The 24,973-nt window shown below is 32.2% G+C and carries 37 protein-coding genes; 1 reads left to right on the top strand and 36 read right to left on the bottom strand.

Annotation, left to right across the window (positions count from 1 at the left end; translation table 11 throughout):
- Positions 1-2 precede the first annotated feature (2 nt).
- From K354_RS0103395 to trhA, 3 genes are all read right to left on the bottom strand, one after another.
- Positions 3-848: an ATP phosphoribosyltransferase regulatory subunit gene (locus tag K354_RS0103395; RefSeq protein ID WP_024954109.1), complete on the bottom strand. Its 846-nt coding sequence runs from the start codon at positions 846-848 to the stop codon at positions 3-5.
- Entirely contained in the window at positions 841-1,947 is a 1,107-nt protein-coding gene (locus tag K354_RS0103390) for a pyridoxal-phosphate-dependent aminotransferase family protein (RefSeq protein WP_024954108.1), read from the bottom strand. Before K354_RS0103390 ends, K354_RS0103395 begins: the two co-directional genes overlap by 8 nt.
- Positions 1,948-2,027: 80 nt before the next feature.
- Entirely contained in the window at positions 2,028-2,672 is a 645-nt protein-coding gene (gene trhA, locus K354_RS0103385) for a PAQR family membrane homeostasis protein TrhA (RefSeq protein ID WP_024954107.1), read from the bottom strand.
- A gap of 117 nt (positions 2,673-2,789) precedes the next feature.
- Between trhA and K354_RS0103380 the strand changes: the two genes are divergently transcribed.
- Entirely contained in the window at positions 2,790-4,493 is a 1,704-nt protein-coding gene (locus K354_RS0103380) for an FMN-binding glutamate synthase family protein (RefSeq protein ID WP_037940166.1), read from the top strand.
- 43 nt (positions 4,494-4,536) lie between these two features.
- Here the strand turns inward: K354_RS0103380 and sstT are convergent, their stop codons facing one another.
- The 33 genes from sstT to rpsQ all read right to left on the bottom strand — a co-directional run bounded on the left by sstT (position 4,537) and on the right by rpsQ (position 24,969).
- Positions 4,537-5,748, bottom strand: a complete 1,212-nt coding sequence (sstT, locus tag K354_RS0103375; RefSeq protein ID WP_024954105.1) for a serine/threonine transporter SstT — start codon at positions 5,746-5,748, stop codon at positions 4,537-4,539.
- Positions 5,749-5,809: 61 nt separating this feature from the next.
- Positions 5,810-6,304: a SprT-like domain-containing protein gene (locus K354_RS0103370; protein ID WP_024954104.1), complete on the bottom strand. Its 495-nt coding sequence runs from the start codon at positions 6,302-6,304 to the stop codon at positions 5,810-5,812.
- A 3-nt stretch (positions 6,305-6,307) separates the two neighbouring features.
- On the bottom strand, positions 6,308-7,099 hold the full coding sequence (locus K354_RS0103365; RefSeq protein WP_024954103.1) for an undecaprenyl-diphosphate phosphatase: 792 nt from the start codon (positions 7,097-7,099) through the stop codon (positions 6,308-6,310).
- An 8-nt stretch (positions 7,100-7,107) separates the two neighbouring features.
- Positions 7,108-7,806 carry an SDR family oxidoreductase gene (locus K354_RS0103360; RefSeq protein ID WP_024954102.1) on the bottom strand — a complete coding sequence of 233 codons (699 nt, stop codon included), beginning with the start codon at positions 7,804-7,806 and terminating at the stop codon, positions 7,108-7,110.
- Positions 7,794-8,474, bottom strand: coding sequence for an HAD family hydrolase (locus tag K354_RS0103355; protein ID WP_024954101.1), 681 nt, complete (start codon positions 8,472-8,474; stop codon positions 7,794-7,796). The genes K354_RS0103360 and K354_RS0103355 overlap by 13 nt, the downstream gene beginning before the upstream one ends.
- Complete coding sequence (tkt, locus tag K354_RS0103350; RefSeq protein WP_024954100.1) at positions 8,475-10,430, bottom strand: transketolase; 1,956 nt, start codon at positions 10,428-10,430, stop codon at positions 8,475-8,477. It lies immediately after the preceding gene.
- Positions 10,431-10,450: 20 nt separating this feature from the next.
- Entirely contained in the window at positions 10,451-11,296 is an 846-nt protein-coding gene (locus tag K354_RS0103345) for a polyprenyl synthetase family protein (protein ID WP_024954099.1), read from the bottom strand.
- 1 nt (position 11,297) lies between these two features.
- Positions 11,298-12,314 (bottom strand): DUF7488 domain-containing protein, encoded by a 1,017-nt coding sequence (locus K354_RS0103340; RefSeq protein WP_024954098.1) that lies wholly within the window; start codon positions 12,312-12,314, stop codon positions 11,298-11,300.
- A gap of 2 nt (positions 12,315-12,316) precedes the next feature.
- On the bottom strand, positions 12,317-12,634 hold the full coding sequence (locus K354_RS0103335) for a YbaB/EbfC family nucleoid-associated protein (RefSeq protein ID WP_024954097.1): 318 nt from the start codon (positions 12,632-12,634) through the stop codon (positions 12,317-12,319).
- Positions 12,634-12,999 carry an aspartate 1-decarboxylase gene (gene panD / locus K354_RS0103330; RefSeq protein WP_024954096.1) on the bottom strand — a complete coding sequence of 122 codons (366 nt, stop codon included), beginning with the start codon at positions 12,997-12,999 and terminating at the stop codon, positions 12,634-12,636. Before panD ends, K354_RS0103335 begins: the two co-directional genes overlap by 1 nt.
- Before the next feature lie 4 nt (positions 13,000-13,003).
- Entirely contained in the window at positions 13,004-13,381 is a 378-nt protein-coding gene (locus K354_RS0103325) for a (2Fe-2S) ferredoxin domain-containing protein (protein ID WP_024954095.1), read from the bottom strand.
- 69 nt (positions 13,382-13,450) lie between these two features.
- Entirely contained in the window at positions 13,451-14,746 is a 1,296-nt protein-coding gene (locus K354_RS0103320) for a UDP-N-acetylmuramoyl-L-alanyl-D-glutamate--2,6-diaminopimelate ligase (protein WP_024954094.1), read from the bottom strand.
- Positions 14,743-15,309 (bottom strand): hypothetical protein, encoded by a 567-nt coding sequence (locus K354_RS0103315; RefSeq protein WP_024954093.1) that lies wholly within the window; start codon positions 15,307-15,309, stop codon positions 14,743-14,745. Before K354_RS0103315 ends, K354_RS0103320 begins: the two co-directional genes overlap by 4 nt.
- An 11-nt stretch (positions 15,310-15,320) precedes the next feature.
- Complete coding sequence (locus tag K354_RS0103310; RefSeq protein WP_024954092.1) at positions 15,321-15,599, bottom strand: NifU family protein; 279 nt, start codon at positions 15,597-15,599, stop codon at positions 15,321-15,323.
- 132 nt (positions 15,600-15,731) lie between these two features.
- Positions 15,732-16,082: a 50S ribosomal protein L17 gene (gene rplQ / locus K354_RS0103305; RefSeq protein ID WP_024954091.1), complete on the bottom strand. Its 351-nt coding sequence runs from the start codon at positions 16,080-16,082 to the stop codon at positions 15,732-15,734.
- A gap of 2 nt (positions 16,083-16,084) precedes the next feature.
- Positions 16,085-17,098: a DNA-directed RNA polymerase subunit alpha gene (locus K354_RS0103300; protein ID WP_024954090.1), complete on the bottom strand. Its 1,014-nt coding sequence runs from the start codon at positions 17,096-17,098 to the stop codon at positions 16,085-16,087.
- Between the two features lie 17 nt (positions 17,099-17,115).
- On the bottom strand, positions 17,116-17,742 hold the full coding sequence (gene rpsD, locus K354_RS0103295; RefSeq protein ID WP_024954089.1) for a 30S ribosomal protein S4: 627 nt from the start codon (positions 17,740-17,742) through the stop codon (positions 17,116-17,118).
- Positions 17,743-17,820: 78 nt separating this feature from the next.
- Positions 17,821-18,213 (bottom strand): 30S ribosomal protein S11, encoded by a 393-nt coding sequence (gene rpsK / locus K354_RS0103290; RefSeq protein WP_024954088.1) that lies wholly within the window; start codon positions 18,211-18,213, stop codon positions 17,821-17,823.
- A gap of 20 nt (positions 18,214-18,233) precedes the next feature.
- Entirely contained in the window at positions 18,234-18,599 is a 366-nt protein-coding gene (gene rpsM / locus K354_RS0103285; protein ID WP_024954087.1) for a 30S ribosomal protein S13, read from the bottom strand.
- Between the two features lie 2 nt (positions 18,600-18,601).
- The gene (gene rpmJ, locus K354_RS0103280) at positions 18,602-18,715 is read right to left on the bottom strand and encodes a 50S ribosomal protein L36 (protein WP_024954086.1); all 114 of its coding nucleotides are present in this window, start codon (positions 18,713-18,715) and stop codon (positions 18,602-18,604) included.
- Between the two features lie 160 nt (positions 18,716-18,875).
- A complete protein-coding gene (gene infA / locus K354_RS0103275) occupies positions 18,876-19,094 on the bottom strand; it encodes a translation initiation factor IF-1 (protein ID WP_024954085.1) in 219 nt (72 codons plus the stop codon).
- Positions 19,095-19,103: 9 nt separating this feature from the next.
- The gene (gene map / locus K354_RS0103270; protein ID WP_024954084.1) at positions 19,104-19,862 is read right to left on the bottom strand and encodes a type I methionyl aminopeptidase; all 759 of its coding nucleotides are present in this window, start codon (positions 19,860-19,862) and stop codon (positions 19,104-19,106) included.
- On the bottom strand, positions 19,862-21,124 hold the full coding sequence (secY, locus tag K354_RS0103265) for a preprotein translocase subunit SecY (protein WP_024954083.1): 1,263 nt from the start codon (positions 21,122-21,124) through the stop codon (positions 19,862-19,864). Before secY ends, map begins: the two co-directional genes overlap by 1 nt.
- 1 nt (position 21,125) lies before the next feature.
- Complete coding sequence (gene rplO / locus K354_RS0103260; protein WP_024954082.1) at positions 21,126-21,524, bottom strand: 50S ribosomal protein L15; 399 nt, start codon at positions 21,522-21,524, stop codon at positions 21,126-21,128.
- Positions 21,525-21,536: 12 nt separating this feature from the next.
- Positions 21,537-21,980: a 30S ribosomal protein S5 gene (rpsE, locus tag K354_RS0103255; protein WP_024954081.1), complete on the bottom strand. Its 444-nt coding sequence runs from the start codon at positions 21,978-21,980 to the stop codon at positions 21,537-21,539.
- A 19-nt stretch (positions 21,981-21,999) separates the two neighbouring features.
- Positions 22,000-22,356, bottom strand: coding sequence for a 50S ribosomal protein L18 (gene rplR, locus K354_RS0103250; protein WP_024954080.1), 357 nt, complete (start codon positions 22,354-22,356; stop codon positions 22,000-22,002).
- A gap of 9 nt (positions 22,357-22,365) precedes the next feature.
- Positions 22,366-22,902: a 50S ribosomal protein L6 gene (gene rplF / locus K354_RS0103245; protein ID WP_024954079.1), complete on the bottom strand. Its 537-nt coding sequence runs from the start codon at positions 22,900-22,902 to the stop codon at positions 22,366-22,368.
- Between the two features lie 72 nt (positions 22,903-22,974).
- Positions 22,975-23,370 carry a 30S ribosomal protein S8 gene (gene rpsH, locus K354_RS0103240; protein ID WP_037940163.1) on the bottom strand — a complete coding sequence of 132 codons (396 nt, stop codon included), beginning with the start codon at positions 23,368-23,370 and terminating at the stop codon, positions 22,975-22,977.
- Positions 23,371-23,381: 11 nt separating this feature from the next.
- Positions 23,382-23,567, bottom strand: a complete 186-nt coding sequence (locus tag K354_RS0103235; RefSeq protein ID WP_024954077.1) for a type Z 30S ribosomal protein S14 — start codon at positions 23,565-23,567, stop codon at positions 23,382-23,384.
- Position 23,568: 1 nt separating this feature from the next.
- Positions 23,569-24,114: a 50S ribosomal protein L5 gene (gene rplE, locus K354_RS0103230; RefSeq protein ID WP_024954076.1), complete on the bottom strand. Its 546-nt coding sequence runs from the start codon at positions 24,112-24,114 to the stop codon at positions 23,569-23,571.
- Complete coding sequence (gene rplX / locus K354_RS0103225; RefSeq protein WP_024954075.1) at positions 24,114-24,350, bottom strand: 50S ribosomal protein L24; 237 nt, start codon at positions 24,348-24,350, stop codon at positions 24,114-24,116. The genes rplE and rplX overlap by 1 nt, the downstream gene beginning before the upstream one ends.
- Positions 24,350-24,718: a 50S ribosomal protein L14 gene (gene rplN / locus K354_RS0103220; protein WP_024954074.1), complete on the bottom strand. Its 369-nt coding sequence runs from the start codon at positions 24,716-24,718 to the stop codon at positions 24,350-24,352. The genes rplX and rplN overlap by 1 nt, the downstream gene beginning before the upstream one ends.
- Positions 24,718-24,969, bottom strand: a complete 252-nt coding sequence (gene rpsQ, locus K354_RS0103215; RefSeq protein ID WP_024954073.1) for a 30S ribosomal protein S17 — start codon at positions 24,967-24,969, stop codon at positions 24,718-24,720. The genes rplN and rpsQ overlap by 1 nt, the downstream gene beginning before the upstream one ends.
- Positions 24,970-24,973 lie beyond the last annotated feature (4 nt).

Here is a 24,973-nt window from a genome sequence, read left to right as displayed (position 1 = left end):
ATTTATTTTTTTATTAATGTTTCTATAAACGCATCTGTATAAAGTCCAAATCCTGTAGACTCTAATCCTTCACTCTCATAACTTCCACCTTTTGCAAGGGTACAGTTTTTATCAATAAACCGAAAAAATAGTTCATCATAATAACGCATATTGACATAATAAAGTGGTGAAAAATGAACATTTTTATAATTTAATTTTTCATAAAGTGATTTCATCTTTTTTAATTCCACTTTAATATTTTGCGGCACTATTTCTATAACCTTGTCAATATCCTCAGGTCTTTGTAAACAAGCAAGTTTTTCTAACCAATCTATTTCTAAAGACAAGATTTTTTGAAGTTCCGCTTTTTCAAAAATATCTAAACTAAGATTTAACTCTTCAGCAATTATCTTCGGAATCTTTATATTACTTATATGAACTAAAGGATTTAAATCAAATTTTGTAAAAACTTTTTCACAAATACCTATACTTGAGCTTAAATCATTATTGCCTATAAACTCTGCTCCTATTTGATTTATCTCTGTATTTGGGTATCTAAAAACTGGTTGTATATAAAACCACTTATTTTGTTTTGTACTTCTACCAAGCCTTTTAGTCATCAATCTTACTACATCTAAAGTACTATCAGCCCTTAAAGATACTATATTGTTTTGTTCATCTGAAAAACGAATAATTTCTTTTTCATTTAAACTCTGGTGTTGGTGATAAGAAAAAAATGGAGTTACAATTTCTTCAAAACCAGCTTCACCTAAAAATTCACTCGATACGGCTTCAATCTCTCTTTTAAGTTTAGCACTTTTCCCAAAATACAACCTACTTCCAGTAGGTATTTCGTGTTCATCAATCATTATATAATTCTTTACTAAAAATTGCATTTGCCGCTCCATCATAAGGACGACGACCTATTTCATCAAGAGCCATTTCTATAGCATTTAATGTCCATGCTGCCTCATAAGGAGCAACTAGTCCCATATGATTAATTCTAAATAGTGTTGTTTTAACATGGTCTTGCCCCCCTGCCATATTTACATCATATTTCGTTTTTAAAATTTTTCTTATTTGTGCTGCATCTTCATCATACACTGCACTCATAGCATCTGCAGGAACTTTTGGAAATATTTTTAAATCAAGTGCTTCAAGCGCTTTCTTTGTTGCAAGTGAACGTTTTTTTGTATCACTATAAAGTTTATCAAAACCATCTTCATGTAATTTTTCTAACATTGCTTTTAAACCGATGATAAGAGTTGTTGCTGCTGTATATGCTGTTGTATTTTGTTTTTGCTTTTTTAATTCAGTTTTTAAATTTAAATAATAACCAACACCACCCTCTTCTATAACTTTCATGGCACTACCACTAAGTCCAATTAAAGCTAATCCTGGAGGTAACATAAGAGCTTTTTGTGAACCACTAATCAAAGCATCGATATTTGTAGTATCAATTTTTTCTACACCAACTGCAGTGATGCCATCAGCAACTACCATGATATTTGGTCTGATTTTTTTTACTTCTTTTGCGATTTGTTCTACTGGATGACGAAGACCTCCTGCACTTTCACAAATTTGTATGAAAATAGCATCTATACTTTCATCATTTTTAATTGCATTTACTACATCTGCAACATTAGAAGGAGTATCCCAATCATACTTTAGCTCACTATACTCTTTACCATATGCTTCACAGATTTTTCCAAATCTCTCACCAAATTTTCCAGAATTAATAGTAAGTGCTTTAGTTTTACAAAGATTTAAAACAGTAGCTTCCATCGCACCTGTTCCACTACTTGCTAACATTAACACTTCTTCCATATCAAAAAGTTCTTTTAAAAGTTCTCTTGTTTTTTCAAAAATTTCTTCAAACTCAGGTGTTCTGTGGTGGATTGTTGGCCCACTCATCGCCATTCTAATATCTTCAGGTACCGGTGTTGGCCCTGGTGTAAGAAGTAACATATCTCGCCCTATTAAGTTTTTGACTCTATTTTAACTAAAGATTACTTTTTATTTGTTTAGTTGATTTAATTTTATACTAATTAAGGGAGCACATAAAAGAGCACCATAAAGTAATGAGAGATGCTACCACACAATACAAAAATGTGCCATATTGCATGATTATAAGGAATTGATTTTCTAACGTAAAAGATAACACCAATAGAATAAAAAAGCCCTCCTATGAGCATAAGCCAAAGACCATTTACTGCCATGTTTTCCATAAGTTGATTAATAGCAACTACGACAAACCAACCCATTGTTATATATAGTACAACGGATAATTTTTTAAATCGATGAGGGCAAACGAACTTTAAAACAATGCCCACAATAGCAACTGACCAAATAATAAAAAATATACTCCAACCCCAAGTGTTTCCCAACAGTACTAAAACAACTGGTGTATAAGTACCTGCAATCAAAAGATATATAGATGCATGATCAAATTGCCTAAAAATTTGTTTTGCTTTTTCATTAGTTATTGCATGATAAAGTGTTGATGAAGTATAAGCAAAAATCAATGATGCTCCAAATATCGCACAACTTGTTATTATTGTTGCAGATTCTGTAAGTGATGCATATGCGACTAAAACAGCTAAACCTACAATACTTAATAATATACCAATCCCATGAGTTGTTGCATTAATAATTTCTTCTATTAAACTATATCTTCCTACTAATTTTTCCATATATTTACCTTATTTTTGTTCATTATATACAAATTAGTATTTTATTGTGCCATATATCTGTTGGTTTATTAAATTTGTGCTAATATTTATTTAAATATTATTATAAAAGGATTAAATATGTTTTTTGAATTATTTATTGAAATATCTACAGCAATTTTTATAATTATTATGTTTGCTTGGTTTGTGCACGATAAATATGTACAAAGAAAACATCAACTTCTTATTAATTACCCTATTATTGGAAGAATGAGATATTTTCTTGAAGCAATTCGTGAACCATTTCGCCAATACTTTGCTAATGAAGATTTTTACGAATCAAGAGATAAAATCAACTGGGTATATAATGCAAGTAGAGATATGCCAAATTATATATCTTTTTCACCAGGACAACCACAACCTCTTCCAAAATTTCTTATAAAACACTCAAATCAAGTCCTAAATGATAGTGAAGTAAGCGATGACTTTAGTATTACTATAGGTGAAAAAAGAAAATATCCCTTTGTTACAAAATCAATCATTTATCGCTCAGCCATGAGTGATGGCTCTATATCACCAGAGGGAACAAGAGCATTTGTTATAGGGGCAACCAATGGAAATTTTCCAATAAATACAGGAGAAGGTGGACTCACTTCAAACTTTTTTGTAACTCACGCTAATCACGGAGGTGATGAGTATATGGAAAACATTCCAATTTCAGGAGTTAATAGAACTATTTATATGCTTTTAGTAATGTTTTTTAACCGTGCTGTTGCACTTAAAGTTCTTCGAGCCCTTTTACTTACAAAAGAAACTTATGATACATACGTAATAGATTTTAACTCTTTAATATTTTTTAGACCAAATTGGCAACTTCCATTTAAACTATTTCCAAAAGAAATTCCTGAAGATATGCCTGATATTATTTATCAAATGAGTTCAGGTTTTTATGGATGTAGAAACAAAGATGGCAACTTTGATGAAGATAGATATAAAAAAGTCATGAGTTTTTGTCGTGCAACTGAGATAAAAATAGCCCAAGGAGCAAAACAGACAGGTGGAAAACTTATAGCTGAAAAAGTAACCCCTGCAATCGCCTATTATAGAGGATTAGAACCATATAAAAATATTTTTTCTCCAAATAGATTTCCTTTTGCAAATACGACTAAAGAACTTTTAGATTTTGTTGGAAGATTACAAAAACTCTCAAATAAACCAGTAGGATTTAAAATAGTCATCTCTGGTAGAAATAATATAGAAGAAATTGCTCAAGAGATCAAAAATAGAAAACAAAACAAAATGGAAGGCATTCCTGATTATATTACAGTTGATGGTGGTGATGGAGGTAGTGCTACTGCACCATTAGAACTTATGGATAGAATTGGATTAGGTATAAAAGATGCTCTTTTTGTAGTAAATAGTGTTCTCGAAGAATACGGAGTAAGAGATGAAGTAAAACTTTTTGCTAGTGGAAAAATACTTACTCCTGATGATGCGGTAATAGCTCTGAGCCTTGGTGCCGATATGGTAGGGGTTGCTAGAGGATTTATGATGAGTGCTGGGTGTATTCGTGCAAGGGAGTGTTCAGGAGCAGGAGGAAGACACTGTCCTGTTGGACTAGCTACACAAGATGCTAAAAAAAGAAGTGCTTATTTAGTAATGAAACAATCTTTACATATCGAAAGTTATCATAATAATCTTATTAAAGGGATAAAAACGGTACTTGCAGTCATGGGTAAAAAAAGTCATAAAGAGTTAAACAAAAATGATTTACAATTTGTAGATAAAAATGGTTTCGTTTATACTGATGTTAATAGATATTTGCGTAAAAGATTAGATGCTTAAAAGGTTTACATGTAAGGAAAAATCCTTACATGTAAAGATATAATTAGATTTTTTTAGCATCACATGCCGCTGTAAATACGACATCTGTTGAACTGTTAAGCGCCGTCTCAAGAGAATCTTGAACAACCCCAATAATAAAACCAATAGCAACAACTTGAAGAGCGATATCATTACTAATACCAAAAAGACTACAAGCCAAAGGTATTAAAAGCAAAGATCCACCAGCAACACCACTAGCACCACAAGCTGCAAGTGCAGAAACTACACTTAAAAGAAGTGCTGTTGCCATATCTACGTGAATACCTAAAGTATGAACAGTAGCTAAAGTAAGAACTGTAATAGTAACAGCAGCTCCAGCCATATTTGTTGTTGCCCCTAAAGGAATTGAGATAGAATATGTATCTTCATGAAGACCAAGTTTCTTACATAAATTCATATTTACAGGAATATTTGCAGCAGAACTACGTGTAAAGAAAGCTGTAATACCACTTTCACGAACACAAGTAAAAATAAGTGGATATGGATTACGTCTTGTTTTAACAAAAACGATTATAGGATTTACAACAAATGCGATAAAAAGCATTGTTCCTACAAGTACGCTTAGAAGTCTACCATAACTAAACAGTGCTTCAAATCCTGTCTCTGCAAACGTATTTGCAACAAGACCAAAGATACCAAATGGAGCTAAACGAATAATAAAACGAACTATTTTAGTTACACCAGTTGAAACATCATGAAAGAGATTTTTTGTTTCTTTAGAACTATAATGCATAGCAATACCAATAGCAATTGCCCAAACTAAAATACCAATAAAGTTACCAGTTGCTAAGGCATTTACTGGGTTATCAACCATGTTAAAAAGTACCCCTTTTAAAACTGATATCACACTATCTGGTGGAGTTAAATTAGTATTAGCAGCGTCAATAAGAACTAACTCTACTGGAAATAAAAAACTTGCACTAACTGCTATAAGTGCTGCTGAAAATGTACCAATAAGATAAAGCATAACAATCGGTTTCATATTTGCTGTACTATCTACTTCTTTTGTTGCAATTGCCGTTGCCACAAGTATAAAAACTAAAATAGGAGCTATTGCTTTTAAAGCACCAACAAAAAGACTTCCTAATATAGATGCAGCTGATGCAAGCTCTGGTGAAACCATTGCTACAACTACTCCTAAAACTATACCAATAAGAATTTGTACAACTAAATTGCCTTTAGAGTATTTAGATACTAAACTACATTTTTGACTCATATTAATCCTCTTTAAAATTTAAAACTGAGGATTATAACGTAAAAAATATTTAAAGCAAATATTAAAATGGAAGCTTTTTCATAATGACATCATGAGAATTTACATATTGCTCACACTTAGCACCACCCAATTTCACACAAGTGTTTTGCCAAAGTTTTGAGTGACCATCATTTTTATTGTTATATGCATGAATTTTAAAAAGTACTGCATGTGCATATTCATGAGCAATTACATTAGAAATTATATACTCTATACTTTCTTTCATAACTTTTTTATTAAGATATATTTTTACACTACCATCTTGACCCAAAGATGTAACTCCATAAATTTTTCCTGGAATTTTATCTGTAATGATAATAGGTACTTTATATTGAAAACCAAAGTTTTTTTGCATATTAACTAATACTCTTTGTTCTTCTTTTGCTATTGCTTCTTGATATTTTTGAGGTATAGGATTTTTATTAAAATTATACGTGCTATACCAGTTTCTTATTAGTATAACCAAAGCTAATAGTGAAATAACAATAAATATAAATTGAATTTTTTTAAGAGTCACTGTTTAGAATACCGATAGTAAAAAAATACCTAAAATAAATCTATATATTACAAATGGCAACATTGAAGTTTTAGAAATAAGCTTTAAGAAAAAATATATACAAGCATATGCACTAAGAGCTGATAAGCCTATTCCAAAAAAGAGTTCACTCCAAACAACAACTGCTTTGCTTTCAATAAGTTCAAGTGTTTTAAGTCCACCTGCTAAAATAATAACAGGAATAGAAAGTAAAAATGAAAATCTTGCAGATGCCACACGACTAAAACCTAAAAAAAGTGCTGCTGTCATTGTAATACCTGAACGAGAAGTTCCAGGAATTAAAGCGATAGCTTGAGCAATACCAATGAGTATTGCTACTTTTATAGTTATATTGATTTCACTTTTTTTACCAACATTTCTATCAGAAAAAAATAGAGCTAAACCAAATATTAAAGTTGTTGCAGCGATGACTTCTGGCGAACGTAGGTTATTACTTATAAAATCATTAAAGCTAATACCTGCAAGCCCTACAGGAATAGTCCCTACGATAACTGCCCATCCTAAAGTACTTTCACCAACTTTTTCTCTTTTTTTAAAACTTTCTAAAAAGTCTTTTAAAATGCAAAATATATCAGATTTAAAATAATATAAAACAGCAATAAGAGTTCCTACATGTAAAGCAACATCAAAAGCTAAACCCTGATCAGACCACCCTAAAAACTTAGGAACTAAAATAAGATGTGCAGAACTTGATATTGGTAAAAACTCCGTAAATCCCTGAACTAAACTTAAAAAAACTATTTGTATTATATCCATCTAATTCCCTATACTGAACGAGTAATTCCACCATCAACTCTAATGTTTTGGCCTGTTGTATAACTTGCATCCTCACTCAGTAAAAATCTCACTGTTTTTGCTATCTCTTCTACTTTTCCATATCTTCCCATAGGAATATCTTTTAAAAACTTTTCATTTACTGGTTTAGAGTCTACAAATCCTGGAAGAACATTGTTTATACGAATATTATCTTTTGCATACTTATCAGCGTAAAGTTTAATGTAACTACCAAGTGCTGCTCTTAAACAAGCAGAGATTGGGAAAACTGGACTAGGCTCATAAGCAGCATACGTAGAAATATTAACGACACTACCACCACCTTGTGATTGGAAGATAGGAGTTACTAGCTTTAACATAGTGTTTACACTTCCTATAACAATATCTAAACCTTCATGCCAATTCTCGTCACTAAGTTCAAAAAAATCGCCTTTAGGAATATAACCAGCGTTATTTACAACAGCATCTATTCTTCCGTATTGATTCATTGCAAGTTTTACTAAAGAAACGATATCTTCTTTACATGTAATACTTCCTTGCATAGCATCAGCGCCTATCTCTTTTGCAACATTGAGTATTTCTTCACCACGTGACATGATGATAACTTTATATCCACTATTTATCAACTCAATTGCACAAGCTTTACCCATACCCATACTTGCTGCTGTTACTATTGCTACTTTTGACATCTATCTCTCTCCAATATTTCCATTGTCACTACTAATTTTATAAGTTCACTTGGCTTTTGTACAATAAATTTTGCACCATGTTCAAGTAACTCTTTTTTTTCTCTAAATCCCCATAAAACACCTATAGGAGTAAGATTTGCATTTACTGCTGTTTGCATATCTGTCTTTGTATCTCCTACAAATAGACACTCATTTGCATCAATATTTAACTCTTGTAATATCTCATCCGCACCAGCACTATCAGGTTTTCTCGGAATCCCTTCTCGTATGCCATAAACTGCATCAAAATGCCAACGTCTGAGATATTTAAGTACACATTTTTTTGTAAAAGAGTTAGGTTTGTTTGATAAAACTGCCATTTTATAACCTCTTACTTGAAAAAAGGTTAATAATTTATTGATATCATCATACATTTTTGTATTTTTATCAAACTGCTTTGCGTAGTGTTCTTCAAATAAAGCTCTTGCTTTTTTATGTTCATCAGCACATAAATCTGGTAAAAGGTCTATAAAAAGTTGAGAGGCACCTTTTCCTACAAGTAATTTAAAGTCCTCTATAGGAAGAGGACTTTTACCATACTGTTCGAGTACGTAATTACTGCTTATTGCAATATCTTTTAAAGTATCAAGTAAAGTACCATCTAAATCAAAGATTACTGCTTTATACATTTATTTACAACTACTTATTTCGTTATAAGGAACTCCAACTAACTCACACGCTTTTTTTGCTATATTTTCTTCTGTAAATCCAAACTTGATAAATAGTTTATCAGCTGGACTTGAAGCTCCAAAACGAGTCATACATATCACTTCATCAGCAAATCTATACCACTCAGTTCCTGCTCCTGCTTCAACTGCAAGAACTTTTGTAGCTGGGTCAATGATAGAGTCTATATATGCTTTATCTTGTTCAATTAGTAAATCAAAACAAGGTACACTTACTACATTTGCTTTAATACCCATTTTTTCTAAGGCACAAGCTGTTTTAAGTACAAGATATACTTCACTACCACTTGCCATTAAAGTTAAAGTAGCTCCCTCTCTTTTTGTAAGAAGATAACCACCATTTTCAACATCACCTATAGCTCTGTCATCTTTTAAAACTGTAAGTTTTTGACGAGAACAAACAAATGAAGCTGGTGCATTCATACTCAATGCTTTTTGCCATGATTTTACATTTTCACTTGCATCTGCTGGACGGTATGTATAAAAGTTTGGCATTGCTCTGTATTGACTTAATTGCTCAATTGGTTGATGTGTTGGTCCATCTTCACCTACACCAATACTATCGTGAGTCCAGACATAAAAGTTTTTCAAGCTCATCAATGCACTTAATCTTGCTGCTGGTTTTAAATAATCACTAAAGATAAAAAATGTTGCACTATAAGGAATAAACAGACCATAAAGAGCAAAAGAGTTTGTAATAGCTGCCATTGAATGTTCACGAATACCAAAGTGAATGTTTCTGCCATGTGGGAAATCACCCATGCCTTTTAGTTCACTCTTATTTGAAGGACCAAGATCGGCACTTCCACCCATGAAACCAGGTAATGCCTTAGCAACTGCATTTAAAATTTGTCCATTACTATCACGAGTAGCAACTCCCGTTTCTGCTTCATATGTTGGCCACTCTATTTTTGCAGTATCTGGATTTAAAAGCCCGGCTAAAAGAGTACTTTGTTCTTCACTTAACTCATTTTTGATTACTTTATTCCACTCAGATTGTGCTAAATCACCTTTTTCTATAGCACATTCAAATCTTGCTTTAACATCTTCAGGTATGAAAAATTTCTTTTGGGGATCAAATCCAGCTTTTTTCTTAGAGTTTGCAATCTCTTCGTCACCTAAAGGAGCTCCATGAGAATGATGGCTTCCTTCCATTTCACAAGCACCCTTAGCAATAGTAGTATCAGCAATAATCATAAGAGGTTTACTTTGGCTTTTTGAATTTTCTAATACTTCATTTATCTCATCAAAATTATGACCATCAATACGTGCTACTTGCCAACCTTGTGCTTCAAATCTTAGCTTAACGTTTTCACTCCAAGCTATATCTGTACTACCTTCAATTGTAATTTCATTTGAATCATAAATCACTACAAGATTATCAAGTCCTAAATGACCTGCTAAAGAACAAGATTCATAACTAATTCCTTCTTGTAAATCTCCATCACCACATAAACAGTATACTTTATGATCAATTACACTGGCTTTATCACTATTTAAAATATTTCCTGCATATTTTGCAGCCATTGCAAAACCTACAGCATTTGTAATTCCTTGACCTAAAGGACCTGTTGTAACTTCAACACCTGGAACATCTCCATATTCAGGATGTCCTGGAGTTTTACTACCTAATTGTCTAAACTCTTTTAAATCTTCTAAACTTACATCATATCCGCTTAAGTGTAAAAAAGAATATACTAAAGATGAAGCATGTCCTCCAGAAAAAACTAATCTATCTCTATTTAACCATTTTGTATCTTTTGGATTATGCTTGATGTGTCTACTTAAAACTGTAACAATATCTGCAAGACCCATAGGAGCACCCGGATGCCCACTATTTGCTTGTTGTACCATATCAGCACATAAAAATCTAATAGTATCAGCTTGCTTTTGTAACATTAACTTATCTTCCATTCCATTTATCCTTTAAAATAATCACTTATAATTTTTTGTAGTGTTTTGGCTAAATTAGTATCTAGCTTTTTTGTTTCATCTTCTAACTCTGTTAAAAGTCTACTCTTCTCTTTATTTGCACCCTCTACTCCGAGTAAATTTACAAAAGAGTTTTTATGCCCGTCATTTCCTGTTGGTTTGCCTGCTTCATCACTTGTGAGTGTTGCATCTATAATATCGTCTTGAACTTGAAATAAAAGTCCAAGCTTTAGTCCAAATTCATAAATACTTTTTTCTTCTTCTCTACTCAATCCAGCAATAATAGCACCCATTAAAAGTGATGCTGCTATGAGTTTAGCTGTTTTGTTTACATGTAAGAACTTTAACTCATCTAAAGTAATCTTTTTATCTTCAAATTTACAATCAATTGCCTGACCTATTATCATGCCACTTATGCCACCATCTCTTGCTAAAACAGATATCAATCTTACCTTTACTTCATCACTCAATGGAGCATTTGCTATCATATAAAATGCATGAGTATTTAAAGCATCCCCAACTAAGATAGCCGTCACTTCATCATAACTTACATGTAAAGTTGGATGTCCACGGCGAAGCTCAGCATTATCCATAGCTGGTAAATCATCGTGTATCAAAGAATATGTATGAAGCATTTCTAATGCTAAAGCAATATGCATCGCATTTTTGACTAAAAGAGGGCTTGAACTATTTACTACACTTAAAAGTAAAAGTGGGCGAAACCTTTTTCCTCCAGCATCTAACATTTCACCTAAGGCATTATTAAAATCAGGGTGAAAACTTTCCACACTCGGTAAATTTTCTTTTAAAAAAATTTCAAAATCTTTTAACAAATTAAAGCCCTAGTTTTACAAAAAATTGAAAATCTTTTCTATCAAAAAGAAGTTGTACTGTCTTTTGTTTTGTTTTTGACAAATACATTTTTAAATCATTTGAACTTTTTATTTTGTGATGGTCTATTTGTATAAGCTTATCACCTATTTTTAACCCATTTATCATACCAAAACTTTTTTCATTAATTTTATTTATTTTCATATCTTTATCAAAAAATACGCCTTTTCTTTCTAAAAATGAGTCACTCAAATATCCACCACCCATTCTTGATGCAACTGTTATGCTATTTTTATATATTTTATTTTGTCTTAAAAATTCTATTTTTATAGTACTTTTTGGTTTTGCAAAAAGTACAGTTTGATTTAACTGTTTCAAAGAAGAAACTTTTTTACCATTAATTTTTAAAATTTTATCACCACTTTGAAACATCTGATTTTTAAAAAATGGATCAATATTTTTTACAACAAAACTTTTTGCTTGTTTCTCAAATCTGACACCAATATCACCATAATAAATCTCTTTAGAATTTATAAATCTTTTTATATATTCACTTCCTATAAACGACCCAGCCCCTATACCTAAACCATACACTTCACAACATAAGCAAGAGATAATGCTGTTCTCTTCTAACTGAGCATTTTGTAAATAAAAACTATCCAATAAGTCTCCACTTTTTGCAAAGTTACCAGCATACAAAGAAGTGTCGTCCATACCTGCTATCCATTCGCCTAATTTAAGCAAATGAGTACTTTTTAATCTTACTGGTTTTAAAGTTTTTTTAGAAGAAAAAAGATAAAGATTTAAAAAAGGATCAAACTTCACAAAGTTTACTGTAGGTTTTTTTTGTGAATATGCAACAGCTAAATGTTTTGTAACTGCTATTGCTCTTGTATCTCCAAAATAAACAAAAGACTTTGTATTTATTTTGTAACACTGACTAAAATCAGGGTAAGTAAAACTTGCAGAATTTGCAACCTGAAAAAATATAAAAAAAGAAATAACCAACCGTATCATCATCATTATCCTTTAGCGCCGAAGCCTCCCATGCCTGAAAGCATTTGTGCTGCTGCTTGTTTTTTGCTATCTTCTACCATTTTAATTGCATCATTTGTAGCGCTTATAAGAAGGATTTGTAGTGATTCTTTGTCACTTAAAAGAGAGTCATCTATACTTATATCGTTTATTTCGCCCTCTCCACTAATACTAACACTGATAAGTCCACCACCACTTTTGGAAGTGTACTCTTTGTTTTTTGCTTCTTCTTGCATTTTTTGGGCATTTTCTTGTGCTACTTTTAACATCTCTCCCATTTTTGAAAAATCCATATTATCAAACATTAAATAAAGTCTCTTATTTCATTTATATTATTATTCTCATCTACTAAAACCACATACGGTTTAAACTTTGCTCGTTCTTCTTCATTCATTGAAGCATAGGCTATAATAATTATTCTATCACCTATCTCTGCTTTTCTCGCAGCTGCACCATTTAAACAAATATCACGTTTACCACGTTCACCTTTTATAACATAGGTACTAAATCTTTCCCCATTATTTATATTTACAATTTCTACTTTTTGACCAACAATCAGATTTGATGCTTCCATTAACTCTTCATCAATTGTAATTGATCCTACATAGTTAAGATTTGCATCTGTAACAGATGCTCTATGTATTTTACTATACAACATATCAAATGTCATTTTTTTATACCCTTTGTTCCATTTCCATCATCTTAGCTGGGCTAATTGCTTTATCCCAAAACTCCTCTGGAATAATATACTCTTGCACTGGAATACCCTTGATGATATGTTCATCTATTATTTTATCAATTTTTTCCTTAGTAAGTCCAATGTACATGTGATGTCCTGGCTCTACTAGCATAACTGGTCCCATTTGACAGCGATTTAAGCAAGCTGTTCTTATTGGATGCACTGTTGTTGTTATACCTAAAACCATGAGTTTATTTGACATATATTGATACAATTCACGTGTTATTTCATTGACACAACTTGGTTTTGGCATACCTGGAGGTGAACTTTGTTCACACTTAAATATATAAAATGCTGGTTGAGGAATACCCATAATTTACCTTTAATACAATTTTTGCCTGATTGTATCAAAAAGATATAGAATTTAGCTGAAAAAAATAAGTTAAGATACTATTTTTTTCACTATTTTTCTATCATCAAAAGGAAATTTTTCTCCTTTTATCTCTTGATAAGTCTCATCACCTTTACCTAAGATAACTATTATTTCATCATTTTCTCTTACACTCAAAGCGTACTCTATAGCTTTTTTTCTATCGACTTCTACATGTAAAGATTTACATGATTTTATTCCTGTTAGAATATCTTCTATAATTAATTTAGGATCTTCACTTCTTGGATTATCACTTGTGACAATAACTTTTTTACCATATCTTGCTGCTATATTTCCCATTTTAGGTCTTTTACTTTTATCTCTATCCCCACCTGCTCCAAAAACAACAATCATCTCTTTTTCTTTAAGTGAATCAAGAACTTTATCCATGCCATCTGGAGTGTGTGCAAAATCAACAATAACAAGAGGATTTTCACTTACTACTTCCATACGCCCTTCTACGCCACCAAAGTTATCTATAACTGCACAAATTTTATCTAATGAGGCAACTTCTAGCATATCAATAGCACCAATTGCTGCAACTAAATTATACAAATTAAAAAACCCATGGATAGATGAGTGAAAATCTTGCATTTTATCAAATTTCTGTAAAACAGCACTCACTCCATTTTTAAGTGAATAAGCTGCTACTTTATATGTTGCAGGATTATCAGCCCCATAAGTCATACAATTTTTTCTATTAAATCTTATTTTACCATCATCTTTATTTATAAGTTTTGGAGTTTCATCTTCAAAAAAACTACTTTTAACAGCTATATAAGCATCCAAACTACCATGATAATCCAAATGATCTTGAGTAACATTTGTAAATACTTTTAATGCAAATTCTAAACCTTCAATGCGTTTTTGCTCAATTGCATGAGAACTAACTTCCATGACAAAATATTCACAACCTTCATCAATTGCATTTTTTATATTCTTCATTGTCTGTAAAATAGGAGGTGTAGTTAAACTTTTCTCATCACATTTTTTATCATTAATAAAACACCCACGAGTTCCTTGCATAGCTACTTTTTTATTTAAATCCAAAAGTATAGAATAAATAGCCGCCGCTGTTGTAGTTTTACCATTTGTTCCAGTTATACCTATAATTTTTATATTTGATTTTATTCCCAATATGTCTAGACAATCTTTTGGAGTTATTATTTTACATGTAGGTTTATTTTTAACATCATCTAAATATTTTTGATTTTGATGAGTTAATACAAATGCTATATTTTCATTACACTGTGTTGAATCATCTGTAATTGCATTATAAGGAGCAAAATTTTCTACTTCAATTATCAATTTTCTACTTTTTTTACTAAAGAAAGAAGTCTTTCATCATTAGGATACATTTGAACTGCACTCTCGAAATAATTAAGTGAAATATCTTTAAAACCATTATCTATAAGTTGTTCTAAAAAATCAATAAAATCATCTTTTTTATGAATGATAACTTTTGTAGAAAACATTATATCTTCAAAAGCTTCTTTAAAACTACTTTTGTTTTCAATAAAAATTTTAAAATCTTCATAAGCTATTCCATTTTCTTCATTAATTTTATCTTCAATTTCATCTTCTAAAAAAAGAGCCTCTAAACTCTCTAAAGATAAATCAACAGAATCAATAATTTCTTCTACAGTTGCTTCGATATTTTTTATGCCGCTATCTTTACTTAACAAATAGTACTCAAAAAGAGCTACTGCCTCATCCTCTTTTTCCATAGCCAAATCAGAGAGAATTGCACCAATTCTAGCCTCTGAAGAATTTGGTAATTCTTCTAATGCTAAAGAAAAATTTAAAAGAGAACTTTTAAAATTTTTCTGATAAAAACTTTCAATTGCTCTTTTTATAAATTTATTTGCCAAATTATAAACCTTTACTCATACTTTTCTATTGTATCTTCCATACCTGGAGCAATATTTATAACTTCTAATTCAGGATGAATATCAATTCTTAATTGTCTTTCTACTCCGTACTTTAATGTCTGACCACTTGAAGCACAACCAACACAAGCTCCTTGAAGTTGTATAAATACTTTTCCACCTTTAATAGCTAATAAAGTCATCCCACCACCATCAAGTGCTAACATAGGCTTTACTTTTTCTAAAGATTTTTCAACAGCAGGAAGTAATTCCTCATCTGAAAAGGGTATCATTATATCTCCATTATCATCATTTTTATCTGATAGCTATTTAACAATATATTCGCTTATATGCGACTGAATTATGAAAGAAAGTTTATATTTTAAAAAGAAGTTGGAGACCAAAAGGTCTCCAAAAAAGAAGAATTATACTAACTCTATGAAAGCCATAGGAGCAGCATCGCCTCTTCTGATACGAGTTTTGATGATTCTTGTATAACCACCATTTCTATCAGCATATTTAGGTGCAATTTCATCAACTAATTTTTTAGTACACTCTTTATCTTGAAGTGCTGCAAAAACTACTCTATGAGCATTAAAATCACCTGTACTTGCTTTAGTAATTAATTTTTCTACATATCCTCTAAGCTCTTTAGCTTTTGGAAGAGTAGTCTCTATTTTTTCACTTTTAATAATCGCTATAGCCATATTCTTTAAAAGAGCACTTCTATGTGATGAAGTACGGCCAAGCTTTCTATATCCATGCTTATGTCTCATTATTAACCCTCATTCTCTTCAGATTTTAAATCTGCAATTTTTTTCTTAAGTACGTCAATAGTATCATCTGAAAAATCAGATCCAACTGGGAATCCAATCTCTTCCATGACAGCATTAATCTCTTCAAGAGATTTTTTGCCAAGATTTTTAAGATTTTTAAGCTCTAATTCACTCATTAATGCTAATTCACCCACAAATCTCACTTCTGCTCTGTCTAGGCAATTGAAACTTCTTGCACTTAAATTTAATTCCTCAACACTTTGTAATAATTTGTTTAATTCAACATTATCACTAGCGCTCTCTTCTTTTGGAGCGATATCTATATCTAAAACACCGTTAAATACTGACATTTGAGTATACATTGCTTCCAAAGAATCTTTAAAAGCTTCAATTGGAGAAATTAATCCATCTGTTTCTATAGTAAAAATAACTTTTTCAAAGTTTGGATTATCTTCTACAAGAATATTTTCAATATCGTATAAAGCTTTTTTTACTGGTGTAAAAAAAGCATCCAAAGCAATATAGTCACTATCAACTAAATCTCTAATAGTTTCACTAGGAACATAACCTATACCTTTCTCTACAATTAAAGAAAAGTTTAATTCTGCATCCTCATTAATAGTCGCTAAATAACCCTCAGGTGTAACAACTTCTATTAATTCATTAGAAAGGTCACTACCATAAATCTCTTTTGGTCCACCAAATGAATAATTCACTTCTACACGTTCTTCATCACCTTTGATTTTAAAACGTATATTTTTAAGATTGATTATAAATAAAGCAACATCTTCAAGCATACCACGCATACTATCAAATTCATGTGTTACACCATCTATCTTAACAGCAGTTGGAGCAAATCCAACTGTGCTGCTAAGTAATAATCTTCTTAATGGGTGAGCTAGAGTTACAGCAAAACCAGCTTCAAATGGATATGCTATTATCTGAGCTTTATTGTTTGAAATATTTTCTACTTCAATTTCTGTTGGCATATGTGCCGCTGTACTGATTTTTTTCACTTATACTACCTCACTTATTATTTAGAGTATAGCTCGACGATCAATCTCTCTTCAACCGGGATAACTACTTCTTCACGCTCAGGGATACGTGTAAACACACCCATTGCTTTCTCTTTTTCAACATCAACCCATGGAACAATACCAGTTTGAGCTGTTAACTCAATTGAACGTTGAACTTGAGGATTATTTTTAGTTTTTTCACAAATCTCAATTTTATCACCTTGACGTACTTGATAAGAAGGAATATCTAATTTCTTTCCATTTACAAGAACGTGTCCGTGAGTTGTTAATTGTCTTGCGTTTCTTCTAGTAGTTGCAAAACCCATTCTATAAACAACGTTATCTAAACGTCTTTCTATAAGAAGGATAAGGTTTGAACCTGTATTTCCTTCTCTTCTTGCTGCTTCTTTAAACAATCTTCTAAATTGTTTTTCAGAAACTCCATACATAAACTTAGCTTTTTGCTTCTCTCTTAATTGAAGTCCATATTCACTAATTTTTGTTCTTCTTTGACCGTGTTGACCTGGTGCATATGGACGTTTATCCAATGCGCTTTTACCAGCAAGGCGACGCTCACCCTTTAGGGCCAAACTTACGCCAAGTCTTCTTTCAAGTTTCTCGACAGGTCCTCTATATCTCGCCATCTTTTCTCCTAATCTATTGCATAAACCAAAAAAATAATTTCGTTTTATTGTAATTAATAACTTTTATAAGTTAAAAAATTAAACTCTTCTACGCTTTGGTGGTCTACAACCATTATGTGGCAGTGGGCTAATGTCCTTTAAAAAAGTCACTTTAATCCCTTCCATTGCACCAACACATTTTACAGCTGTTTCACGTCCTGAGCCAGGTCCTTGAACTTTAATACCAACTTCTTTGATACCATGTTCTTTTGCTTTATTAAGTGCATCTTCAACTGCTTGCTGCGCTGCATAAGGAGTTGATTTTTTGCTACCTTTAAAACTTAAACTACCTGCACTACTCCATGCTATAACATTACCCATTTCATCAGTAACAGTTACGACAGTATTGTTAAATGTTGCAGAAATATATACTATACCTTTAGCGATATTCTTTTTTGCAACTTTTTTACGTACTACTCTTCTTTTTGCCATTTAATTGTCCCTCTGAGTAATTATGCTTTTGCGCCGACGGTTTTTTTCTTACCTTTTCTCGTGCGCGCATTAGTTTTTGTTTTTTGACCACGTACAGGAAGACCACGTCTGTGTCTTAACCCTCTGTAGCTACCCATGTCCATTAGAGCTTTAATATCTAATGTAACTTTCTTTCTTAAATCACCTTCAACAGAATATTTCTCTTGAATCTCATTACGAATCGATGCAACATCTGATTCAGTTAGCTCGTGAACTCTTTTATCAAAAGAAATTCCCACAGCATTTAAGATTGCTCTAGAAGTAGTTAAACCAATACCATAGATATAAGTTAAACCATACTCTATTCTCTTCTTCTTAGGAAGGTCTACACCTGCAATTCTTGCCATGCTTATCCTTGTCTCTGTTTGTGTTTTGGATTTGAACAAATGATTCTAACGATACCTTTACGTTTAACCACTTTGCACTTATCGCACATCTTCTTTACAGAAGGTCGTACTTTCATGATCTCTCCTGAGTCGTTTTTTCCACTAAAATTCGTAAACTGTCACAGGTATAACGAACTAAGGTTATACCAATATTTGGAAAAACAGTGGTGATTTTTCCAAGTATTCTTCACACAGCTTTACAAAAGGGGCATATTATACAGAAAATAAACTAATAGTTTACTTATATCTATAAGTTATACGTCCTTTATCTAAACTATAAGGTGTTAATTCCACCTTTACAGTATCACCTGGCATTATTTTTATATAATGCATTCTCATTTTACCTGCAATATGACATAAAACTACATGCCCATTTTGAACTTCTACTTTAAATGTTGCATTTGGTAATGCTTCTAATACTTTACCATCTACTTCAATAACATCATCTTTTGCCATTTTTCCTCCCTATACTGCCGACAAAATTTCGGCTCTATTATTTACAATTGCTACAGTATGCTCATAATGACTACCAAACAAACCATCTTCTGAGACTACTGACCATTTATCTTCTAAAATTTTAGCTGTTCCACTTTTTTGACAAATCATAGGTTCTAAACAAAAAACCATACCATTTTTTATTTTTGGACCCTGTTTTGCATTAGGACCTTCTAAGTAATTTGGTATTTCAGGTTCTTCATGAGGTTTTCTGCCTATTCCATGTCCACAAAAACTTCTTAAAGGAACAAATCCACGCGAGTGAATAAATTCTTCTAAAACTAGGCTAAGTTCTTTAAATCTCATACCTACTTTTATATTTTCTATTGCGTGATAAAGTGTATCTCGTGAACAATCAATTAAATCTTGATTTTCTTTTGAAATTTCACCAATTCCTACACTAACAGCTGCATCTCCATACCATCCGTTCTTTTCAACACCAATATCAAAACCTACAATGTCCCCATCTTTTAATGTATAATTATTAGGTATTCCATGAATGATTACTTCGTTTACAGAGGTACAAACACCTGCTGGAAAACCATATAACCCCTTAAAGGCTGGTCTTCCACCATTTGCTCTTATAAATTCCTCACCCATTTCATTTAACTCTAAAAGAGTCATACCTGGGCGAGCATTTTGAGAAAGTAGCTCTAAAGTTTGAGCCACCATTTTATTAGATATTCTTAAGCACTCAATATCTTGTGGTTTTCTAATAGCTATTGCCATTAAAGACCTACTGCACTCAATGTTTCATATTTATTCATGTACATTTGAGCCTCAATTTTTCTCATTGTATCAAGAGCAACTTGTACAACAATTAACACTGCTGTTCCTCCAAAAAAGAATGGAACACCCATAGTTTTTACTAAAACCCATGGAAGTGTTGAAATAAGACCAAGATATATAGAACCCCAAAAAGTCAATCTACTTGCAACTTCATTAAGAAAAAGAGCCGTACTCTCGCCTGGACGAACACCAGGAATAAAGCCACCTTGCTTTTTTAAGTTTTCTGAAATATCTTTTGCATTAAACACAATTGATGCGTAAAAATATGCGAAAAATATAACAAATATAAAAGTTAATACATTAAATGCATAACTATTAGGACTTAAAAAATCATTGATTTTTTGAATAATTGGATTAGTACTTGCTTGCATAATAGTTGATGGAAACATCAAAATTGCACTTGCAAAAATTGGAGGAATTACCCCACTAAGATTTACTTTAATAGGTACATAATTCATAATTCTTTTATGTTGGTTTTGCATAATTACTTTTCTAGAATATGAGATAGGAACACGACGTTCACCCATTTCCACATAAATAATTGAACCAACTGTAGCTAATATAACAAGTAAAATTCCTATAACAACTAAGAAATTCAATTCTCCAGTATTTACTAGATTAATTGTACCTCCTATTGCTGAAGGGATACCTGAAACAATACCTGCAAAAATAATTAAACTGATACCATTACCAATACCACGTTGCGTAATCTGCTCACCAATCCACATAAGAAGCATAGTCCCTGTTAGCATTGAAGCAGCTGCAATTGCAGTAAATGTAGTCATATCAATCATGATAGCACTCTCACCTGCACGTCCAGTCATACTTTGCAAACCAACTGAAACACCAATTGCTTGAATAATAGTAATACCGATAGTTGCATAACGAATGATTTGCATATATTTAACCATCCCATCACGCTCTTTTTTCATTTTACCAAAAGCAGGGAATGTAGCAGCGAGAAGTTCCATAACGATTGATGCAGTAATATATGGCATAATTCCTAATGAAATTATACTTAATCTTTGTGCAGCGTTACCACTGAACATATTAAACATACCTAATGCATTTGAGCTATTTGAATCGAAAAATTCTTTAATTACAGCAAGATTTACGCCAGGCACTGGCACATAAGCCAGTATCCTGTACGCAAAAATAAACCCTAAAGTAATTAAAATCTTTTTAGTAAGATCATTACTCATTTTATTTACCAGTAAAAGTTATATTATCGTCTTTAATTTTAGCAGCAAGTTCTTTTGCACCTGCACCGATAAGTTTTACTTTACTAACACTTCCAGCTATCTTGTGAACACTTCTGATTGAATCCATAGTGATTTCAGCAAGTTCAGCAACTGCTTTTACTCTTTCTACATTTATAGTATATGGTTTAGTTACACGAGAAACAAATCCAACTTTTGGAAGTCTTCTTTGTAGTGGTTGTTGTCCACCTTCAAATCCTCTTTTTATTTTGTAACCTGAACGAGACTTTTGACCATTACAACCACGACTCGCTGTTTTACCCATACCACTTCCTTGACCACGGCCAACTCTCTTTCTTGAGTGAGTTGAACCATCAGCAGGAGTTAGATTATTTAATGCCATTATAAATCCTTCTTAAGCTTTAAGCATGCTAAGAGCTTTCATTGTTGCTCTTACCACGTTAGCCGCGTTGTTTGATCCTAGTGACTTTGTCAAAATATCTTTAATACCTGCAAGCTCAACAACAGGACGTGTTGCTCCACCAGCAATAACACCAGTACCTTCACTTGCTGGTCTAAGTAAAACTCTACTTGCGTTGTATTTTACTTCGATATCATGAGCAATTGTTGAACCTTTAGTATTAACTTTTATAATACTTTTAAAAGCGTCATCTACTGCTTTTTTAATCGCATCAGGAACTTCTTTAGCTTTACCAAAACCGAAGCCTACTAAACCATCTTTATTTCCAACAACTACTAGTGCTGTAAATCTAAAACGTCTACCACCCTTAACAACTTTTGTTACACGGCCGATGTTAACGATGACTTCTTCAAATTCTTCTCTATTATACTTTTCCATTGAATCGTCTTTCCTTATATTACAGCGTAATGCCGTTTTCTCTTAAGCCTTCTGCAAAAGCAGCAATAACACCATGATAAAGATATCCATTTCTATCATATACAACTGTTGTTAACTTCTTTTCTTTCAGAGACTCAGCAAAAACTTTTGCAAGTTCAATTGCTCCAGCCTTACTTGCTTTTAAACCTAATTTAGCACCATCTGCACTTACCAATGTAACATTATTAACATCATCAATTGCTTGTACATAAACATATCTATTTGATTTAAAAATAGAAATTCTAGGACGTTCAACTGTACCGAAGATATCTGCTCTAACTCTTTTCTTACGCTTAATTCTAAGCGCAAGTTTTCTTTTTAATAAATTTGCTCTCATATGCTACCCCTATTTCTTAGCAGTTTTTCCGGCTTTGCGGATAATATGTTCTTCAACATATTTAACACCTTTACCTTTGTAAGGCTCAGGTGGTCTAAAACTTCTAACTTCAGCAGCAACTTGACCAACAACTTGCTTGTCATCACCTTTAATAGTAATTAAGTTTTTTTCAACTGTAACTTGAAGACCTTTAGGGAATTCATAGTTAATTGGGTGTGAAAAACCAAGTTGCAATTCAAGAACATTTCCTTTAACTGCAGCTCTATAACCAACACCATTGATTTCCAATTGTTTTTGAAAACCTGTTGTTAGTCCTACTATAATGTTTTGAGCTAAAGCACGATATGTACCCCAGTATGCACGGTCTTGTCTATCATCACTCTTTGCAGAGAATATAATTTGACCACCGTCTACTTTTACATCAACATTGCCTTTAGTGTCCAATTCTTTTGAAGCACTACCTTTTTTAAATACAACTACAGCTCCATCAACTGATACATTAAGATCAGCTGGGACAGTTACTGGTTGCTTTCCAATACGTGACATTTATTTCCTTTTACTTGTCTACGATAAGACTACTTTTTAGAATGGTTATCGAATACCATAAAAGTTAGTATTTTACCAAATACTACAAAGTACTTCACCACCAACTTTTGCTTTATGAGCATCGTCGTTGCTTAGTACACCATGAGAAGTACTTACTACAAAAGTACCATACCCATTTTTAAATTTTTTAATATCATCAGAAGCTTTATAAACACGGCGTCCTGGCTTAGATATTTTTTTAACTTCAGTTATAACACTGCTTCCGTTTTTGTCATATTTAAGAGCAACTTTAATAAATTTCTTATTGCCATCTTCAATAACATTAAAACTTTCAATGTAACCTTTTGCTTGAAATACACCCATTACAGCTTCTACAAGCTTTGAGTGCATTAACTGTGTTACATCAAGTTTTCTTAATGATGCATTTCTAATTCTTGTTAGTGCATCTGCTAAGAGATCATTAATCATTATATTTTTCCTTACCAGCTTGCTTTTTTAAGTCCGGGAATCAGACCTTCATTTGCCATTTTTCTAAGACAAACTCTACATACACCAAAATCTCTGTAAACTGAGTGAGGACGCCCACAAATTTGACATCTTGAATATCCTCTAACACTAAACTTAGGCTTTCTAGCAGCCTTTGCAATCATAGATTTTTTTGCCATGTTACTTGCCCTTCGCGAACGGAATACCAACTAATTCAAGAAGCTTAAAAGCTTGCTTATCATTAGCAGCAGTTGTAACAATTGTTATGTTCATTCCATGAGTCTTTAAAACATTATCAAAAAGAACTTCTGGGAACATCAATTGCTCAGTTAAACCAAAATTATAGTTTGCACGTCCGTCAAAACCAGTTCTTGGTAATCCACGGAAATCCTTAACTCTTGGAAGTGCAACTGAAATCAGTTTGTCCAAGAATGCATACATTTGTTCATTACGGATAGTAACTTTAACGCCTACAGGATAACCTTCTCTTACTTTGAAACCCGCTACAGATTTCTTAGCATTTTTTACTTGTGCTTTTTGTCCAGAAATTAAAGATATTGTATCTACAATATTTTGTAAAATTTTACTATCTTTACCATCATCACCAGCACCAACACTAATAACAACTTTTTCTAAAGCAGGAATTAGCATAGGGTTTTTGATGTCAAATTCTTTTACAAGAGCATCTTTTATCTCAGCTTGATATCTAGCTTTTAATCTGTTCATTATTCACCCTCTACTTTTGCAACATTAGAAATGTTAATTGGCATTTCTTTATTTACAAATCCACCATTAGGATTTTTGTCATCAGGCTTAATTGCTTTTTTAGCTACTTTACAACCCTCAACAATAACTTTTGAAGATTTTGTAAGTACTTGAAGTACTTTAGCTACTTTGCCCTTATCATCACCAGCAATAATTTTTACACTATCGCCTTTTTTAATTTTAAATTTAGTTGCCATTAAAGCACCTCCGGAGCTAGTGATACAATCTTCATAAAACCAGAATATCTCACTTCTCTACCAACAGGTCCAAAAATTCTTGTTCCAATTGGTTCTTTTTTATCATTAAGAATAACAGCTGCATTCTCATCAAATCTGATAAGTGAGCCATTTTCTCTTTGTATTTCTTTTTTAGTTCTAACGATTACCGCTTTTACTACCTGTCCTTTTTTCACTTTACCTGTTGGTAAAACTTTTTTAACAGAAGCAACAATAACGTCACCTACAGTCGCATAACGACGCTTAGAACCACCAAGAACTTTAATACACATAATTTCTTTAGCACCAGTGTTATCTGCAACAGCTAATCTAGTAAAACCTTGTATCATTATTCAACTCCCACTGTAACTATAGTAGTTAATCTAAAAGATTTTCTTTTTGAGATTGGTCTACATTCAACAGCTTTTACAACATCACCAGCTTTTGCTTGGTTGCTCTCGTCATGTACAAGAAATTTCTTAAAACGTTTAACAATTTTACGATATTTAGGGTGCATAACACGTCTTTCTACCAAAACTGTTGCTGTTTTATCACCAGTTTTTTGTACAACTACGCCTTGTATTTCTCTTTTTAATGCCATTACT

This window comes from Sulfurospirillum arcachonense DSM 9755, assembly GCF_000597725.1.
In the GTDB taxonomy this organism is placed as follows: domain Bacteria; phylum Campylobacterota; class Campylobacteria; order Campylobacterales; family Sulfurospirillaceae; genus Sulfurospirillum_A; species Sulfurospirillum_A arcachonense.
Note: the sequence above shows the minus strand (reverse complement) of the source record. Positions and strands in the feature narration are given on the sequence as shown.